General features: G+C 68.7%; 11 protein-coding genes, 1 tRNA gene and 1 pseudogene. 6 read left to right on the plus strand and 7 right to left on the minus strand.

Translation table 11 applies throughout. The features are described 5' to 3' along the window. The 5 genes from A5750_RS20440 to mfd form a co-directional block, all read right to left on the minus strand. The coding region (locus A5750_RS20440) for a septum formation initiator family protein (protein ID WP_067265326.1) at positions 1–611 on the minus strand (611 nt) is incomplete at its 3' end. A 1-nt stretch (position 612) separates the two neighbouring features. Continuing rightward, complete coding sequence (gene eno, locus A5750_RS20445) at positions 613–1902, minus strand: phosphopyruvate hydratase (RefSeq protein WP_067265329.1); 1290 nt, start codon at positions 1900–1902, stop codon at positions 613–615. A 68-nt stretch (positions 1903–1970) separates the two neighbouring features. Next, complete coding sequence (locus tag A5750_RS20450) at positions 1971–2699, minus strand: lytic transglycosylase domain-containing protein (RefSeq protein ID WP_156622475.1); 729 nt, start codon at positions 2697–2699, stop codon at positions 1971–1973. Positions 2700–2840: 141 nt separating this feature from the next. Further along, a complete protein-coding gene (locus A5750_RS20455) occupies positions 2841–3827 on the minus strand; it encodes a nucleoside triphosphate pyrophosphohydrolase (protein WP_066957329.1) in 987 nt (328 codons plus the stop codon). Further along, positions 3824–7489, minus strand: a complete 3666-nt coding sequence (gene mfd, locus A5750_RS20460) for a transcription-repair coupling factor (protein ID WP_067265332.1) — start codon at positions 7487–7489, stop codon at positions 3824–3826. The genes A5750_RS20455 and mfd overlap by 4 nt, the downstream gene beginning before the upstream one ends. Positions 7490–7596: 107 nt before the next feature. On the opposite strand from mfd, the pseudogene A5750_RS20465 reads away from it, so the two are divergent. Then, a pseudogene (locus tag A5750_RS20465) lies at positions 7597–8295 on the plus strand (diaminopimelate decarboxylase); the annotation flags it as partial. A gap of 69 nt (positions 8296–8364) precedes the next feature. Here the strand turns inward: A5750_RS20465 and A5750_RS20470 are convergent. Beyond that, complete coding sequence (locus A5750_RS20470) at positions 8365–8961, minus strand: TetR/AcrR family transcriptional regulator (RefSeq protein WP_156622474.1); 597 nt, start codon at positions 8959–8961, stop codon at positions 8365–8367. A gap of 168 nt (positions 8962–9129) precedes the next feature. Here A5750_RS20470 and A5750_RS20475 point away from each other — a divergent pair. From A5750_RS20475 to A5750_RS20495, 5 genes are all read left to right on the plus strand, one after another. Further along, a tRNA-Gln gene (locus A5750_RS20475) sits at positions 9130–9201 on the plus strand. Between the two features lie 162 nt (positions 9202–9363). Continuing rightward, on the plus strand, positions 9364–10839 hold the full coding sequence (gene glmU / locus A5750_RS20480) for a bifunctional UDP-N-acetylglucosamine diphosphorylase/glucosamine-1-phosphate N-acetyltransferase GlmU (RefSeq protein ID WP_067265336.1): 1476 nt from the start codon (positions 9364–9366) through the stop codon (positions 10837–10839). Between the two features lie 90 nt (positions 10840–10929). Next, complete coding sequence (locus A5750_RS20485; protein WP_066957338.1) at positions 10930–11910, plus strand: ribose-phosphate diphosphokinase; 981 nt, start codon at positions 10930–10932, stop codon at positions 11908–11910. Further along, a complete protein-coding gene (gene arsC / locus A5750_RS20490; RefSeq protein WP_067265338.1) occupies positions 11911–12255 on the plus strand; it encodes an arsenate reductase (glutaredoxin) in 345 nt (114 codons plus the stop codon). Beyond that, positions 12252–12899 (plus strand): LpqN/LpqT family lipoprotein, encoded by a 648-nt coding sequence (locus tag A5750_RS20495; RefSeq protein WP_067265341.1) that lies wholly within the window; start codon positions 12252–12254, stop codon positions 12897–12899. Before arsC ends, A5750_RS20495 begins: the two co-directional genes overlap by 4 nt. A 75-nt stretch (positions 12900–12974) precedes the next feature. Here A5750_RS20495 and A5750_RS20500 read toward each other — a convergent pair whose 3' ends face one another. Further along, positions 12975–16268, minus strand: a complete 3294-nt coding sequence (locus A5750_RS20500) for a LuxR C-terminal-related transcriptional regulator (protein WP_156664379.1) — start codon at positions 16266–16268, stop codon at positions 12975–12977. Positions 16269–16411: the final 143 nt, after the last annotated feature.

The raw sequence follows: 16411 nt of genomic DNA on the forward strand, positions 1-16411 counted from the left end.
CCTCCGGCCGGGGGAACATTGGCCAGCGGCAGGTGTGGCGCGTCGGCGATGGTGTGCCAGAGCGACGTGTACCAGGGATCGGTGTTGGCGGGTTTCGCCGCCTGGCTTCCGGGCTCGGAAGGTGTCGCCGCGGTCGGCGGCAGCTGGACCTGGAAGGGGATGTCGCCCGGCTTCACGAAGCCGAGCCGCTCGCGGGCCTGCGCGGCGATGTAGGCCGGGTCGCCGAGTTTGGCCTTCTTCTGCTCGAGTTCGGCGATCTGAGCGCGCAACGCGGCTTCGCTCGCCGTCAACTGATTCATCTCCGTGCGCTGTGCGAAGTAGGTCCGCACCGGGCCGGCGATGGTGAGCGTCAGCACGCAGACGACCGCGGCGAGCACCGCCGCCCGCCGCGCGGTGAATCCCAGCCGCTGCTCGGACCGCTGTTCGACCGATTCGACCGCCTGTCGCTTGATGGGCTCGACGACATGCTCGACCGACCTCGCGCCGGGCTGCTTCGCGGTTTGGGACGGCTTGGAAGACGGCTTGGCCGTGCGGCGGCGCCGAACCGAATCCCCGGCCTTCCCCGGACGCGATGCCGGGGAGCGCCGTTTCGGATCCGGCTTGGCGGGCAAGCTATTTGGCCTCCGGCGCATACCGCGGGAACGCCAGGTCGCCGGCGTAACGAGCAGCGTCGCCCAGCGCCTCCTCGATCCGCAGCAGCTGGTTGTACTTGGCGACACGCTCACTGCGGGCGGGTGCACCGGTCTTGATCTGCCCGCTGCCGACGGCAACCGCCAGGTCGGCGATCGTGGTGTCCTCGGTCTCGCCGCTGCGATGGCTCATCATCGTGCGGTACCCGCTGTGGTGCGCCAGCGCAACCGCATCGAGAGTCTCGGTCAGCGTGCCGATCTGGTTCACCTTGACCAGCAACGCGTTTGCGACACCTTTCTCGATGCCTTCTTCGAGGCGCTCCGGATTGGTGACGAAGATGTCGTCGCCGACGATTTGCACGCGGTCGCCGATCGCCGCCGTCAACGCCGCCCAGCCATCCCAATCGTCTTCGGAGAGCGGGTCTTCGATCGAGATCAGCGGGTAGGAGCCGAGCAGATCGGCGTAGAACTCCGCCATGTGCTCGGCGCTGCGGGTGCTGCCCTCGAAGATGTATCCGGTGCCCTTGTTATAGAACTCGGTGGCCGCCGCATCGATGGCCAGCGCCACATCGGCGCCGAGTTTCAGGCCGGCCGACTCGATGCCCTGGCAGATCAGGTCCAGGGCGGCTTTGGTGTGCGCCACGTCGGGCGCGAAGCCGCCCTCGTCACCCAGGGCGGTGCTCAACCCCTGCTTTTGCAGCACCGACTTGAGTGAGTGGTACACCTCGGCGCCCCAGCGCAGCGCCTCGGTGAAGCTGGGGGCGCCGATCGGGGCCACCATGAACTCCTGGATGTCGACAGCGGTGTGGGCGTGCGCACCGCCGTTGACGATGTTCATCATCGGCACCGGCAGGATGTGGGCGTTGGGTCCGCCGACATAGCGGAACAGCGGCAGCTCGGCTGAGTCGGCGGCCGCTTTGGCGACGGCCAGGGAGACGCCCAGGATCGCGTTGGCGCCCAGCCGGGACTTGTCGGGGGTGCCGTCCAGGTCGACGAGCGCCTGGTCCACCAGCCGCTGGTCGTCGGCGTTGAGCCCGATCACCGCCGGGCCGATCTCGTCGAGAACGGCTTGCACCGCCTTTTGCACGCCCTTGCCGCCGTAACGCTCACCGCCATCGCGCAACTCATGGGCCTCGTGCTCACCGGTCGACGCGCCGGACGGCACCGCCGCGCGGGCAAAAGTTCCGTCGATCAGGGCAATCTCGACCTCGACCGTCGGGTTACCGCGGGAATCGAGGATCTCGCGGGCCCCGACCTGCTCGATAATCGGCACTGAGTTTCTCCTTGCGTTGTAGCTGGTGCCGGCCTCGCCGCCGTTAGCGTAGAGCCTGATACATCCTGCTACAGCGGGTGACCCGCCGCATAAGCGGTCGCCCAGTCGCGCACCGCTCGCGCGTAGACGCCGGAGTTGTTGTAGGCCCGCAGCGCGGTAATCCAGCCGCGCGGCGTCCCCAGATCCTTTCCCCGCCAACACAGGTAACCCGCGGCCGCGAGCGCGGCGTCGTCGATGTTGTCGGGGCTGACGCGGCCGTCGTTGTGGGCGTCGACGCCGTACAACCGCCAGGTCTCGGGGATGAACTGCATCGGCCCCATGGCCCGCACCACCCCGTCGTCGTCGGTCACCGGTTCCTCGCTGTCGACGATGCGCAGGGTGCCCCCGCTGCCGTCCAAGCGGACACCGCGAATGGGGGGGCTCACGTCACCGTTGGGCGCCAGCCGCGCGCCGCGATAGGTGCCATGGTGGCTCTCGACCTGCCCGATGCCCGCCAGCGTGGTCCACGCGATGTGGCACTTCGGGTTCTCGACCTCGGCGACCCGGGCGGCGTAGGCGTAGGCCTCCAGCGCGATCACCGGGATCTCCAGGGTCGGGGAGCGCTGTTCGGCCCAGGCCCGAAGCTGGTCCGCGGGTCTACCGCTGGCGTGCGTGTCCACCGGCGGCACCGGAGCCCCGGCAGGCGGCGGGACGCCCTCCGGGATGAACAGGCTGAGCTGCCACGTGCAACTGGAGGCCAGCAGCATCGCGGTCGCGCCTATCACGGCGGCCGCGCGCAACCAACGCCTCGGCGACACCATGCTGGTTAAAGCTCCCTCGACTCCCCTGCACCAACTTCGCACAACCATCGTCCCATGGGTCGCGGTGCTGCCCGGCCGTATCGGGGCGCGAGCGCAGGATTTCCGCTAATTATCGGTTAGCTGACGCAGCTTTGGCGGTCAGGCGTCGTCGGCGACCGCACCGGTCGCAGACTCGTCGACCACCTCGTCCGACGGCCAGTGCTCACGCCACTCGTCTTCGGTGACCTCGCCGAGCGGGGTGACGTCGAATTCCTCCGGAACACCCGCGCCGCGGCGCGTCGCGGCGATCGCCCGCTCGACCGCGCGGACCGTGTCCACGAACTCCAGAACCGCCGTGCGAAGCGCGCTTTCCGCATCACCGTCGGCCGACACCGCGATGGAGGTGATCTCGGCGGGGATGAGATCGGCGGGCAGGCCGGCCTTCTCGGCACGCTGAATCACCTTCTGGGCCAACGCCAACGCCGGCTGACCGGTATGCACCTCGTCCATCACGTACTTGCGCGGCTTTTCGGCCGCCTTGCGCTCTTCCCATTGGGCCAATTGCTCTTCGAGCGAAATGGTCTGACCCGCAAGCACACCCGGAACCCGATTGCCCAGCTTTCGCATCAGCGTGACGGCGACGTCGTCGATGGTGAAGGGAAATTGCGGGGCGTCCTCCGCGATGCGCGCGTGAAAGAGCACCTGCAACAACACGTCGCCGAGTTCTTCGCGCAGCTGGTCGGCGCTGCCGCTGCGGACCGCGTCCAGCAGTTCGTAGGTCTCCTCCAGCAGGAACCTGCGCAGCGAGTCGTGGGTTTGCTCACTCTCCCACGGCCCGGCGGTGCGCAGCTTGTCCATCATGGCCACCACGTCGACCAGTCGCTCGCCGCGCGGTGTCTCCGGCGCGGAGATCAACCGGGCGCCGGCCGCCAGCCGGGCGGTGACGGCGGGATGCTCGGGGTCCGACGACAGCAACACCGGCGCTGGATCATCGGGGTCCCCGGCATGCACCGGACGCGCCGCGGGCAGCGACCACGGCACCGCGACGGGCATCTCCTCGGTGTACTGCACCTCACCGCTGAGGTGTTCGATGGCCTCGACCGGCACCAGCGACGGGCGACGGGGGTCGAACAAGACGACGATCATCGCGCCTGTCGCTCCTCCCCGGACATAGGTGCCGACTGTGAACCCGTTATACCAATCTCTATCTGGGATTTACCCTGCAGCGCCGTCACCAGGTTGGCCACCATCTGCACCAACTCCACGTCGCGGATGCGTGCCGCACCGACGCCCCCGTCCCGCGGGATGGGCACCTGCACCGTCGAGGTCGTGGCGCGGTAGCCCGCGGCCGGATACATCCGCTTGAGGCGCACCTGGGCCGAATCGGGCAGCGTTATCGGCGAAAGCCGCACCGTCGCCGCCGACGGGGCCGACACCTCGGTGATGCCGGCGGCGCGGCAAAGCAGCCGCAACCGCGCGACCGCCACCAGGCGCAGGGCCGGTTCGGGCAACGCACCGTAGCGGTCGACGAGTTCCTCGATCACGGCCGCGATCTCGCCGTCCGAGCCCGCCGCGGCCAGCCGCCGATAGGCCTCCAGCCGCAGCCGGTCGCTGGCGATGTAGTCCGGCGGCAGGTGGGCGTCCACCGGCAAGTCGATCCGCACATCCTTGGGCTCCTCGGCGGTGGTGACGGTCTGGCCGTCAGCCGCCGCCCGGTAGGCCTCCACGGCCTCACCCACCAGCCGCACGTACAGGTCGAACCCGACCCCGGCGACGTGGCCGGACTGCTCGACGCCCAGCACGTTGCCGGCGCCACGGATTTCGAGGTCTTTCAACGCGACCGCCATGCCCGCGCCCAGCTCGTTGTTCTGCGCGATGGTCGCCAACCGGTCGTAAGCCGTCTCGGTCAGCGGGGCGTGCGGCGGATACAGGAAGTAGGCATAACCCCGCTCGCGGCTGCGCCCCACCCGGCCGCGCAGCTGGTGCAGCTGCGAAAGCCCGAAGGTGTCGGCGCGCTCGACGATCAGCGTGTTGGCGTTGGAGATGTCCAGCCCGGTCTCCACGATCGTCGTGCACACCAGGATGTCGTATTCGCGGTTCCAGAACCCCTGCACGGTGCGTTCCAGCCGCTCCTCGGGCATCTGCCCGTGCGCGACGACCACCCGCGCCTCCGGCACCAGCTCGCGGATCCGGGCCGCCGTCCGGTCGATGGAGCTCACCCGGTTGTGCACGTAGAAGACCTGCCCGTCGCGCAACAGCTCGCGCCGCAGGGCGGCCGCCACCTGCTTGTCGTCCTGCGGCCCGACGTAGGTCAGCACGGGATAGCGCTCTTCGGGCGGGGTCAGGATGGTCGACATCTCGCGTATCCCGGCCAGGCTCATCTCCAGCGTGCGTGGGATCGGGGTGGCGCTCATGGTCAGCACGTCGACGTGGGTGCGCAGCGACTTGATGTGTTCCTTGTGCTCGACGCCGAACCGCTGCTCCTCGTCGACAACGACCAGGCCCAGGTCCTTCCAGCGCACCCCGGTCTGTAGCAGCCGGTGCGTGCCGATCACCACGTCCACCGACCCGTCGGCCAGGCCCTCGATCACGGCGCGGGACTCGGCGTTGTCGGTGAACCGGGATAGCCCCTTGACCGTCACCGGGAAGCCGGCCATCCGGTCGGTGAATGTCTGCAGGTGCTGGTCGGCCAGCAGCGTGGTCGGCACCAGCACGGCGACCTGCTTGCCGTCCTGGACGGCCTTGAAGGCCGCGCGCACCGCGATCTCGGTCTTGCCGTAGCCGACGTCGCCGCAGATCACCCGGTCCATCGGGACCGGCTTCTCCATGTCGGCCTTGACCTCGGTGATCGCGGTGAGCTGGTCGACGGTCTCGGTGAAGCCGAACGCGTCCTCCATCTCCGCCTGCCACGGGGTGTCCGGGGCGAAGGCGTGCCCGGCGCTGGCCTGCCGCTTCGCGTACAACGCGACGAGCTCGCCGGCGATCTCGCGCACGGCGCGGCGGGCCTTGGTCTTGGTGTTGGCCCAGTCGCTGCCGCCCAGCTTGCTCAGCGCGGGCGCCTGCCCGCCGACGTACCGGGACAGCTGGTCCAGCGAGTCCATCGGCACATACAGCTTGTCGGACCCACCGCCCCTCTTGCTCGACGCGTACTCGAGCACCAGGTACTCGCGCCGGGCACCGCCGACCGTGCGTTCCGTCATCTCGACGAACCGGCCGATGCCGTGCTGGTCGTGCACCACCAGGTCCCCGGCCGTCAGCGCCAACGGATCGACGGTGTTGCGCCGCTTGGCCGCCAGCCGCTTGCCCTCGACGGCGGTGGCCCTGCTGCCGGTCAGGTCGGTCTCGGTGATGACGACCAGGTTGGCGCCCGGGATCACGACGCCGTCGTGCAGCGGGCCCTTGAGGACGCTGACGATCCCCAGTTTGAGCGTGGTATCGGCCGCGCCCGGTTCCAGCATCGCCGCGGGGGTGTCGGAGTCGGCCAGCCGCTCGACGACGCGATGGGCGGTGCCGGCGCCAGGGGCGACGACCGCGGCGTAGCCGCCGGTCGATACGTGGGCGCGCAGCATCGCGAAGATCCCGTCGATGTCGTGCTGATGCCCGCGGGCCGACGGCGCCGCCCGAATGTCCAGCTCCATCGCCGACTCGTCGGACAACTGGCTCAACGTCCACCAGGGATGACCCGAGCGCGCCGCCGCGGCGTGCACGTCGTCCAGCTCGGCGAACCCCGACCCGCCGAACTGCGCGACGTCGACGGGGGCGTCGGTGCCCAGCGCCGCGACCGACCAGGACGCCTCGAGGAACTCGCTGCCGGTCTTGATCAGGTCGGCGGCCCGGGTGCGCACTTTTTCCGGGTCGCACAGCAGCACCGGAGTGCCCTCGGCCAGTTGGTCGGTCAGCAGCACGTGTTCGCCGGGCCGCAGGACCGGCAGCAGCGCCTCCATGCCGTCGACCGCGATGCCCTCGCCCAGCTTGGCCAGCATGTCGGTGACGCTGCCGGTGATGGCGGGCTCGGCCCCGGAATGCCGGGCGGCCAGCGCGGCGGCCCGCTCCCGCACGTCGTCGGTCAGGAGCAGTTCGCGGCAGGCCACCGCGATGACCGTCTCCACCTCGATCTCGGGTATGGAGCGCTGGTCGGCGACGGAGAACATCCGCATCTCGCTGACCTCGTCGCCCCAGAACTCGATGCGCACCGGGTGCTCGGCGGTCGGCGGGAAGACGTCGAGAATCCCGCCGCGCACGGCGAATTCACCGCGCCGGCCGACCATGTCGACCCGCGTGTAGGCCAGCTCGACCAACCGGGCGACGACCTCGGAGAAGGCGATCTCCTGGCCGACGCTGAATGTCACCGGCTCGAGCAGGCCCAGCTGCGGGGTCATCGGCTGCAGCAGCGAGCGCACCGCGGTCACCACGACGCGCAGCGGTGGGCCCAACCGCGCGTCGTCGGGATGAGCCAGCCGCCGCAGCACCGTCAGCCGGGCGCCGACGGTGTCGACTCCCGGAGAGAGCCGCTCGTGCGGCAGGGTCTCCCAGGACGGGAAGGCCGCCACGGCGTCGCCGAAGACGCCGCGCAGTTCGGCGGTCAGGTCATCGGCTTCACGCCCGGTCGCGGTGACTACCAGCAGAGGACCCAACCGCTCCAGCGCGCTGGCGACGAAAAGCCGCGCGCTGGCAGGACCCACCAGGTGCAGCTCGGCCGGTCGCTCGGCCGCGCTTTCGATCAGTTGCTGGAAGGTCGGCGCGGTGAGCGCCAATTCAACGAGCCCCGCGATCGGGAGTTCTGGGCGAGCAGGCCCCGGTGCGGTCATGATGAATCCATTCTAGGGGCGCCAGAATTCGTCAATTTTGAGCCTGCCGCCGTCAAGGGATCGTTAGGAAGAGCGCCCCCGACCCGACGCGGGCGCACGTTGGACTCATGACTTTGCTGGACCTCCTGCCCTCCATCGGTGACGCGGTGCCCCCGCTGTGCGCCGGCGCCGGACCGCACGCCCCGGCCGGCGTGGCCGCCGAGGCCGATTTCCGCGATCGCGCCCGCCGTTGGCGCAAAACGCTGCGGGGTGCGCGCGTCGTCCACTTCGGACGGTCGCCGCTGACCATCGAAGTCGCGCGCATGGCGCGCAAAGAGCGCCTCGGTATCAGCGTCCGCTCGGGCGCCGAGTTGGCGGTCGCCCTCGCCGCGGGGACGGACCCGGCACGCATCGTCGCGCACCCGGGATCGCCCGAGTTGTTGCGCGACGCGGTGGGCGTCGGTGTCGGGCGTATCGTGCTGGACTCTCCCCTCGCGGCTCCCCACGTCGCCGGCCCACGACGGCGGGGCCGGGCGCGCCCCACCTTCGACCTGGTGGGCCTGTACTGCCGGCTGGATTCTCCCGGTCCCCGGGACGGCGCCCGGGCCCGCTACGGCGGGGAAATCCGCCGGACGATTGCCGCCATGGCGGACGTCCGCGCCCGGCACGGCCTCATCCTGACCGAAGTGCACGTAGGCGGTGACCAGGCCGGCCCGTACGTTGCTGGCGATTCGGAACTCGGTGTCGACGAGCTGGCCGCCGTCATCGAGGATGCGCTCGACGAAGCTTGCGCCGCAGAGCAATTTCCCCGGCCGATTGTCGCGGTGGGTGTGACGCTGACCGAATAAACTCCCCAGGCGGGAACCGCCGTGACGTCACGCCCGCCGGGCGAATCTCTACCCGTCGTCCTGCAGCCGGGGGTCGGCTTCCAGGTGGGTCAGCCCGTTCCACATCAGGTTGACCAGGTGCGCCGCGACCACTTCTTTCTTGGGCTCACGCGTATCGAGCCACCACTGCGCCGTCATCGACACCGAGCCCACCAGCGCCTGGGCGTACAACGGCGCCAGCTCGGGATCAAGGCCGCGGCGGGCGAAGTCGCCGGCCAGGATGGAGCTGACCTGGTTGACGGCGTCATTGAGCAGGCTGGAGTAGGTGCCCGAGCTGATCGCGGCCGGTGAGTCGCGGATCATGATGCGGAAGCCGTCGGTGCGCTCTTCGACGTACGTGAGCAGCGCCAGCGCGACTCGCTCGACCCGGACCCGGGAACGGTTGTTGGTCAACGACGAGGTGATGCCGTCCAGCAGTGCCGACATCTCGCGGTCGACGACCACGGCGTACAGCCCCTCCTTGCCGCCGAAGTGCTCGTAGACGACCGGCTTGGACACGTTGGCGCGGAGCGCGATCTCCTCGATGGAGGTGCCCTCATAACCGCGTTCGGCGAACAGCGAGCGTGCGATGCCGATGAGTTGTTGTCGGCGCTCGGTACCGGTCATCCGGGCGCGCGGCGCGCGTGCCTCTTTGTCCGGCTCCTTATCGAGAACAGCCACGTCAATCAGCGTATAGGGTCGCCCGCACCGAACCGCCCGTCTTTCCCTCGGCGCCGCGATCGGCCCGCATACCGTCTAAAGTCTGTTGGTGGCGCGGGCCCAAAGGGCCGGCAATCCGTCGTGGTGTAATCGGCAGCACCTCTGATTTTGGTTCAGATAGTTCAGGTTCGAGTCCTGGCGACGGAGCTTGGCTTCGAGTGTGGGGCCTATGCACGAATTCGAGGCGGCGGTTTCCATACTGAGGGCAGTGATCGCCCGGGGCGCGGTCTTTGCGTCAACATCAGGTGAAGTGCCACGCTTGACGGCGTGTCGTCGTGCCAGCGCGCACGCCGGGGTTGAGGAGAGTTGATGGCGTCTCGTGGTGATACCGCGGTCCTGGTGCTCGCGGCCGGGCCCGGCACCCGGATGCGGTCGGACACCCCCAAGGTGCTGCACACGCTCGCCGGTCGCAGCATGTTGTCCCACCTGCTGCACGCGATCACCAAGGTCGCGCCGCAACACCTGGTGGTGGTCCTGGGACACGACCACCAGCGCATCTCCCCGCTGGTCGCCGAGTGGGCCGACGACCTGGGGCGCGGCATCGAGGTCTCCCTGCAGGACCGGCCGCTCGGCACCGGCCACGCGGTGTTGTGCGGCCTGTCCGCGCTGCCCGAGGACTACGCCGGCGTGGTCGTCGTGACCTCGGGTGACACGCCGCTGCTGGACTCCGACACCGTGGCCGACCTGATCGCGACCCACAACGCGGGGTCGGCCGCCGCGACCGTGCTCACCACGACGCTTGCCGACCCCACCGGGTACGGCCGCATCCTGCGCACCCAGGACAACGAGGTCACCGCGATCGTGGAACACGCCGACGCGACACCCTTCCAGCGGGAAATCCGCGAGGTCAACGCCGGCGTCTACGCCTTCGACGTCGCCGCGCTGCGCTCCGCGCTCAGCCGGCTGAGCTCCAACAACGCCCAGCGGGAGCTCTACTTGACCGACGTGATCTCGATCCTGCGCGGCGACGGGCAGGCCGTCCATGCCCAGCGCGTCGACGACAGCGCCCTGGTCGCCGGCGTCAACAACCGCGTCCAGCTCGCACAACTGGGCGCCGAACTCAACCGCCGGATCGTCGCCGCCCACCAGATGGCCGGGGTGACCATCGTCGACCCCGCGACCACCTGGATCGACGTCGACGTCACGATCGGGCGCGACACCGTCATCCACCCGGGCACGCAACTGCTGGGCCGCACCCAGATCGCTGGCCACTGCGTCGTCGGCCCGGACACCACGCTCACCGACGTCACCGTCGGCGACGGCGCATCGGTGGTGCGCACCCACGGCACCTCATCGGCCATCGGCGCCGGCGCCACGGTCGGCCCCTTCACCTACCTGCGGCCCGGGACGGTGTTGGGCGACGAAGGCAAGCTCGGCGCGTTCGTCGAGACCAAGAACTCGACGATCGGCGCCGGCACGAAAGTTCCGCACCTGACCTACGTCGGCGACGCCGACATCGGCGAGCACAGCAACATCGGAGCGTCCAGCGTCTTCGTCAATTACGACGGCACCAGCAAGCGGCGCACCACGATCGGCTCGCACGTGCGCACCGGGTCGGACACCATGTTCGTCGCCCCGGTGACGGTAGGCGACGGCGCGTACACCGGCGCGGGAACCGTGGTCCGCGACGACGTCCCCCCGGGCGCACTGGCGGTGTCCGCCGGTCCGCAACGCAACATCGAGGGCTGGGTGCAGCGCAAACGGCCGGGCAGCGCGGCCGCCGAAGCGGCCGAGAAGGCGGTCAAGCTCAACGACGACACATCCGAGCCCGAATCGACATCGTGACTTTGGTATCTGGTAACCCGGCCACATTTCCGTACCATTCGCTACGTACGATTGGCATCCACTTCTGATCCGAACGGCGAGGGCAGCGCGTTGAGCCACGACTGGACCGACAACCGCAAGAACCTGATGCTCTTCTCCGGCCGTGCACACCCGGAGTTGGCCGAGCAGGTGGCAAAGGAGCTCGACGTCCACGTCACCGCTCAGACGGCGCGGGAGTTCGCCAACGGCGAGATCTTCGTCCGGTTCCATGAGTCGGTCCGCGGGTGCGACGCGTTCGTCCTGCAGTCGGCCCCGGCGCCGGTGAACGACTGGCTGATGGAACAGCTGATCATGATCGACGCGCTCAAGCGGGGCAGCGCCAAACGGATCACCGCCGTCATGCCGTTCTACCCCTACGCCCGCCAGGACAAGAAGCATCGCGGCCGCGAACCGATCTCGGCGCGACTGGTCGCCGACCTGCTCAAGACGGCCGGCGCCGACCGGATCGTGACCGTGGACCTGCACACCGACCAGATCCAGGGTTTCTTCGACGGCCCGGTCGACCACATGCGCGGGCAGAACCTGCTCACCGGCTATATCCGGGACAACTACCCGGACGGCAACATGGTGGTCGTCTCCCCGGACTCGGGCCGGGTGCGCATCGCCGAGAAGTGGGCCGACGCATTGGGTGGCGTCCCGCTGGCCTTCATCCACAAGACCCGTGATCCTCGGGTGCCCAACCAGGTGGTGTCCAACCGCGTCGTCGGCGAGGTGCAGGGGAGGACCTGCGTGCTGATCGACGACATGATCGATACCGGCGGCACCATTGCCGGCGCTGTGCAGCTGTTGCGCGATGACGGCGCCGCCGACGTCATCATCGCGGCCACCCACGGGGTGCTGTCCGACCCGGCCGCCGAGCGGCTCGCGGCCTCGGGTGCTCGCGAGGTGATCGTCACCAACACTCTGCCGATCGGCGAGGAGAAGCGCTTCCCCCAGCTCACCGTCCTGTCCATCGCGCCGCTGTTGGCCAGCACCATTCGCGCCGTCTTCGAAAACGGCTCCGTCACGGGGCTATTCGACGGGGATGCCTAGATGGCCGATACCGTCATCTATCACAACCCCAAGTGCAGCACGTCCCGCAAGACGCTGGACTTGTTGCGCGACAGCGGGTTTGAGCCGACGGTCGTCGAATATCTGAAGAACCCCCCGTCCCGCGACGAACTGATCAAGATGATCGACGACGCCGGGATCGATGTGCGCACCGCGGTGCGCAAGCGGGAATCGCTGTACTCCGAGCTCAACCTCGCCGATGCGACCGACGACCAGTTGCTCGACGCCATGGTCGAACACCCGATCCTGATCGAACGACCGTTCGTCGTCACCCGGAAGGGCACCCGGCTGGCTCGGCCGGTCGACACGGTCCGCGAGATTCTGTGAGACGTGCCTGCGCGGCCGCGGCCATTGCGCTGACGCTGCCCGCGGTGGCGTGCGGCCCGAAAACGCCCGACTATCAAACGATCTGGTCCACGACGCCGACAACCACGACCACCACGACACGGGTCGCCAAGCCTGTGCCGCTGTCGCAATACCTGCAGAACATCGGTGTGACCGGCGAGCAAGTCGCGCCGGGCAACCTGCCCGACCTGACGGTGTCGATACCGACGCCCCCGGGCTGGTCGGCGGCCAACAATCCGCACATCTCCCCGAAGACGCTGATGATCTCCAAGGGCGGCAAGTATCCGACCGCCCGACTCGTGGTGTTCGTGCTGCACGGCGATTTCGATGCCGCCCAGGTGATCCAGCACGGCAACGACGACGCCCAACTGTTCGAGAACTTCAAGCAGCTGGACGCCTCGACGACGCCCTACAACGGCTTCCCCTCGTCGATGATCGAGGGCAGCTACGACTTGGATGGCACGCGGCTGCACAGCTTCAACCGGATCGTCATCGCCACCGGTTCGCCGCCCGCCAAGCAGCGGTACCTGGTTCAGCTCACCATTACCGGCCTGGCCAACGAGGCGGTCACGCAGTCGTCCGACATCGAGGCGATCATGCGAGGGTTCGTCGTCGCGGCGAAGTGATTTCAGTCCTTCGAGCCCGGCGAAATTGCCGCCAGGGTCGTGCTCGACTCCCGAACGGCTGCAATCTCAGCGAAATCATGTTGAGCGCTGGTCCTTGAAGAGCTCCACCCGCGAAGAGATGCCGAGCTTGGCGTAAACGTGGGTGAGGTGGGTCTGCACCGTGCGCGGTGAGATGAAAAGCCGCGCGCCGATGTCCTTGTTGCCCAAACCTTCCCGGGCCAGACGCACCACGTCCTGCTCCATGGGGGTCAGCGATCCCCAGCCGCTGGCGGGGCGCTTACGCTCGCCGCGGCCGCGCTGCGCGTAGGCGACGGCATCCTCGGTGGACAGCGCCGCGCCTTCCGTCCAGGCTGCATCGAAGTCGTTGTCCAGCAACGCCTCTCGGGATTTCACCAGCGTGGCCTGATGGCCGGGCTCATAAGTCGGGCGCCGCGCCTCCCCCGTCCGCTGGCGCATGCCGTTCGCCGCGCCGAGCAGGCGTGCCGCGTGCGCGTTGTTGCCCACGTCCGCCGCAAGGCGTGCCAGGCATTCCAGGGCGTCGGGCACTCGCAGATACCCCTGCACCCGGGCGGCGACCGCGAGGGCGTCGTGGGCGTCGCGCTCGGCCTGGCCGTAATCGCCTTGTGCGAGCACGACATAGGCGCGCGCAACCAGGGCGACCATCTGCTGGTATCCCGGAACGATGGCGACGTTCTCGTCCGCCCAGCGGCGAGCGACCTCGAGCTCACCGCACGCCAGAGCGGCCTCGGCGATCGGGTTGACGCTTCTGGTGAACACTTCACGCGGCGGACTGGTGCGCTGCCAAGCCGTCTCACAGAATCGCAGCGCCGCGGCGCCGTCGCCGGCGGTCAGCGCGGCATCGGCGAGCATGGCGTGCACCGTGTCTTCGGCCGCCCCGCCCACCGCCTCCGCGGCCACCAGCGCCGATTCCGCCGCGGCCCGCGCGTCAGCCGCCCGCCCAAGGCGCGCGAGCACCACGCTGTGGACGGTGTGCCCGTAGATCTTCATGACAACCTCGTCGGCCGCATCAGCCTCCTCCGCCAAGGATCTGCCAACTTCCTCGGCTTCGGCGAGATGTCCCTGCATCATCAGCGCGATGGTGAGCCAGGTTCGGCAATTCCGCGAGAAGAACCGGTCGCCCAGCGTGTCCGCCAGGCCACGCCCCATCTCGGCGGCCGCACGCGCCTCGATTGGTTGCCCGGCAAAGGCGCCCACTGTTGCCTGGTGACTGTAGATCTGGCACAGGCTCCAGCGATCACCGGCGGCGCGGGCGAGGCTGATCGCCTCCGCGAAGTAGGGCTGCGCCACCTCGGGACTGAAAACGGCGCTCATGCCACATGCGATCAACGCCCGAGTGAGCAGCGTCGGATCATCGAGCTGTCTCGCTATCCCCAGGGCGTCCTCGGCGGGGCCCAACTCCGTTGGGATTCCTATCCATGCCGCGAGGACCTGCCGCTCGACCACTGCTCCCGCCCACACCGCCGGAGGAATCTCAGAACGGCCCACTTCATTGAGGATCGCGTCCAGTCCGGCGATGCCCTCGAGGGTGCGGCCACCTCGCAGCCACAACGGCCGGAGTAGCGAGATAAGCCTCAGCCCGGTCTCCAGGTCCGAATTCTCGCGGCACCAACCGAAGGCGGCCCGCAGGTTGTCGACTTCCGTTTCTCCCCGATGCAACAGCTGCTCATCGCGGGAATGGCCCTTTGACTCCAGTTCTGCGGCCTTCGCGGTGTAGTAATCGCGGTGGCGGGTGCGCACATCATCGGACTCACCGGACTCACCGAGTTTTTCCTGCGCATATTGGCGCACCGTCTCCAGCAACCGGTAGCGCATCCCGGCGGCGGTCTCATCGGCGGCCACCAAGGACTTGTCGACCAGCAGGCTCAGCTGGTCGAGCAGCTGGTAGCCTTCGACCTCGCTGCTGGCGCCGACTGCCTGTGCCGCTTCGAGGTCGAAAGTTCCAGCGAGAGCGGCCAAGCGGCGGAACAAGATTCGTTCGGGTTCGGTGAGCAGCGCGTGCGACCAATCAACCGAGGCACGCAGCGTCTGCTGGCGGCGCACCGCAGTGCGCGCGCCCCCGGTGAGGAGCCGAAATCGATCGTGCAGGCTGTCGAGGATCTGTTGTAACGACAGCGCCCGAACTCGTGCCGCGGCGAGCTCGATCGCCAACGGCATGCCGTCCAGGCGCCGGCAGATCTCCTCAACCGGCGCGCGATTTGCTTCCCCGACACAGAAGTCGGGGCGCGTGCGCCGAGCGCGGTCAGCGAACAACTCGACCGCCTCGTCGGCCAGGCCCAACGACGGCACGCGCCAACCGAATTCGCCCGGGACGCCGAGCGGTTCGCGGCTGGTGGCGAGGATGGTCAATCGCGGGCACGCCTTGAGCAGCTCATCCGTCAGCGCCACGGAGGCGTCGAGCAAGTGCTCGCAATTGTCCAGTAGAATTAACATGTTCCGCTGCGCGCAGAACCGCACCAGCAGCTCCGTGGTGGAACGCCCCGGCTGGTCGGGCAGGCCCAGCGTGCGCGCGACCGCCACGGGAACAACGGCGGGAATGGTGATTGGTGCGAGGTCGACGTACCACTGCCCGTCGGGAAAGTGGTCGATCAAACCGGAGGTGACCTCGACGGCGAGCCGGGTCTTACCCACACCGCCGGCACCGGTCAGGGTAACCATGCGGTTGTCGGTCAAGACCTGCCGCAACTGCGCGATTTCGGCTTGGCGCCCAACGAAACTCGTCAGCTGCGCCGGAAGATTATGGGACACCACGACCCCACGGACGCGCAGTGGCGGAAATTCATTGGCCAGGTCGGGGTGGCACAGCTGCACGACGCGTTCCGGGCGTGGCAGATCCCGCAGCGGGTAGCTGCCCAGGTCGGCGAGCCACACGTCGTGGGGCAGCCGGTCCACCACCATCGACTCGGTCGCGCCCGACAGCACCGTTTGCCCACCATGCGCGAGATCGCGTAGCCGGGCCGTGCGGTTGATGGTGGGGCCCGCGTAGTTGGCGCCGTTGCGCAACTGAATCTCGCCGGTGTGTATCCCGATCCGCAGCCGAATGGGCGCCAGCGGGGCACGCTGCACGGCAAGCGCGCACGCCACCGCGTCGGACGCGCGGGCGAACGCGGCCACAAAGCTGTCGCCCTCACCCTGCTCGAGCGGACGCACCCCGCCATGCGCGTCGACGGCGTCGTTCACCGTCTTGTTCAGCCGGGCCAGCGCCGCGGCCATCTGCTCGGCCTGGGTCTCCCACAGCCGCGTCGAGCCCTCGACATCGGCCAGCAGCAACGTCACCGTGCCAGTAGGCAGCAACTCGCTCACGCCCAACTCGTTCCAGTTCAGCGACGGCATCTCCGCGTGTTGGCTCATGGTAGCCAGCATCGTGTGTGCGCAGCACGCAAACATCGGCCACAGCGCGTAGATCTTCCCTGAACGCGCGGCCGGAACCTACGCGGTCGACCGCGCACATTTACGCGCTGCGGCGGATGGTCTTCGTCTCCCGCTCCCCGATA

The organism is Mycobacterium sp. 852002-51613_SCH5001154 (genome assembly GCF_001667425.1).
GTDB lineage: Bacteria > Actinomycetota > Actinomycetes > Mycobacteriales > Mycobacteriaceae > Mycobacterium.

Excerpts from the sequence above, each read along its gene's own strand:
- A5750_RS20455 (WP_066957329.1), bottom strand. The coding sequence starts at position 3,827 with ATGATCGTCGTCTTGTTCGACCCCCGTCGCCCGTCGCTGGTGCCGGTC.
- mfd (WP_067265332.1), bottom strand. The coding sequence starts at position 7,489 with ATGACCGCACCGGGGCCTGCTCGCCCAGAACTCCCGATCGCGGGGCTC.
- A5750_RS20470 (WP_156622474.1), bottom strand. The coding sequence starts at position 8,961 with ATGACCGGTACCGAGCGCCGACAACAACTCATCGGCATCGCACGCTCG.
- glmU (WP_067265336.1), top strand. The coding sequence starts at position 9,364 with ATGGCGTCTCGTGGTGATACCGCGGTCCTGGTGCTCGCGGCCGGGCCC.
- arsC (WP_067265338.1), top strand. The coding sequence starts at position 11,911 with ATGGCCGATACCGTCATCTATCACAACCCCAAGTGCAGCACGTCCCGC.
- A5750_RS20500 (WP_156664379.1), bottom strand. The coding sequence starts at position 16,268 with ATGAGCCAACACGCGGAGATGCCGTCGCTGAACTGGAACGAGTTGGGC.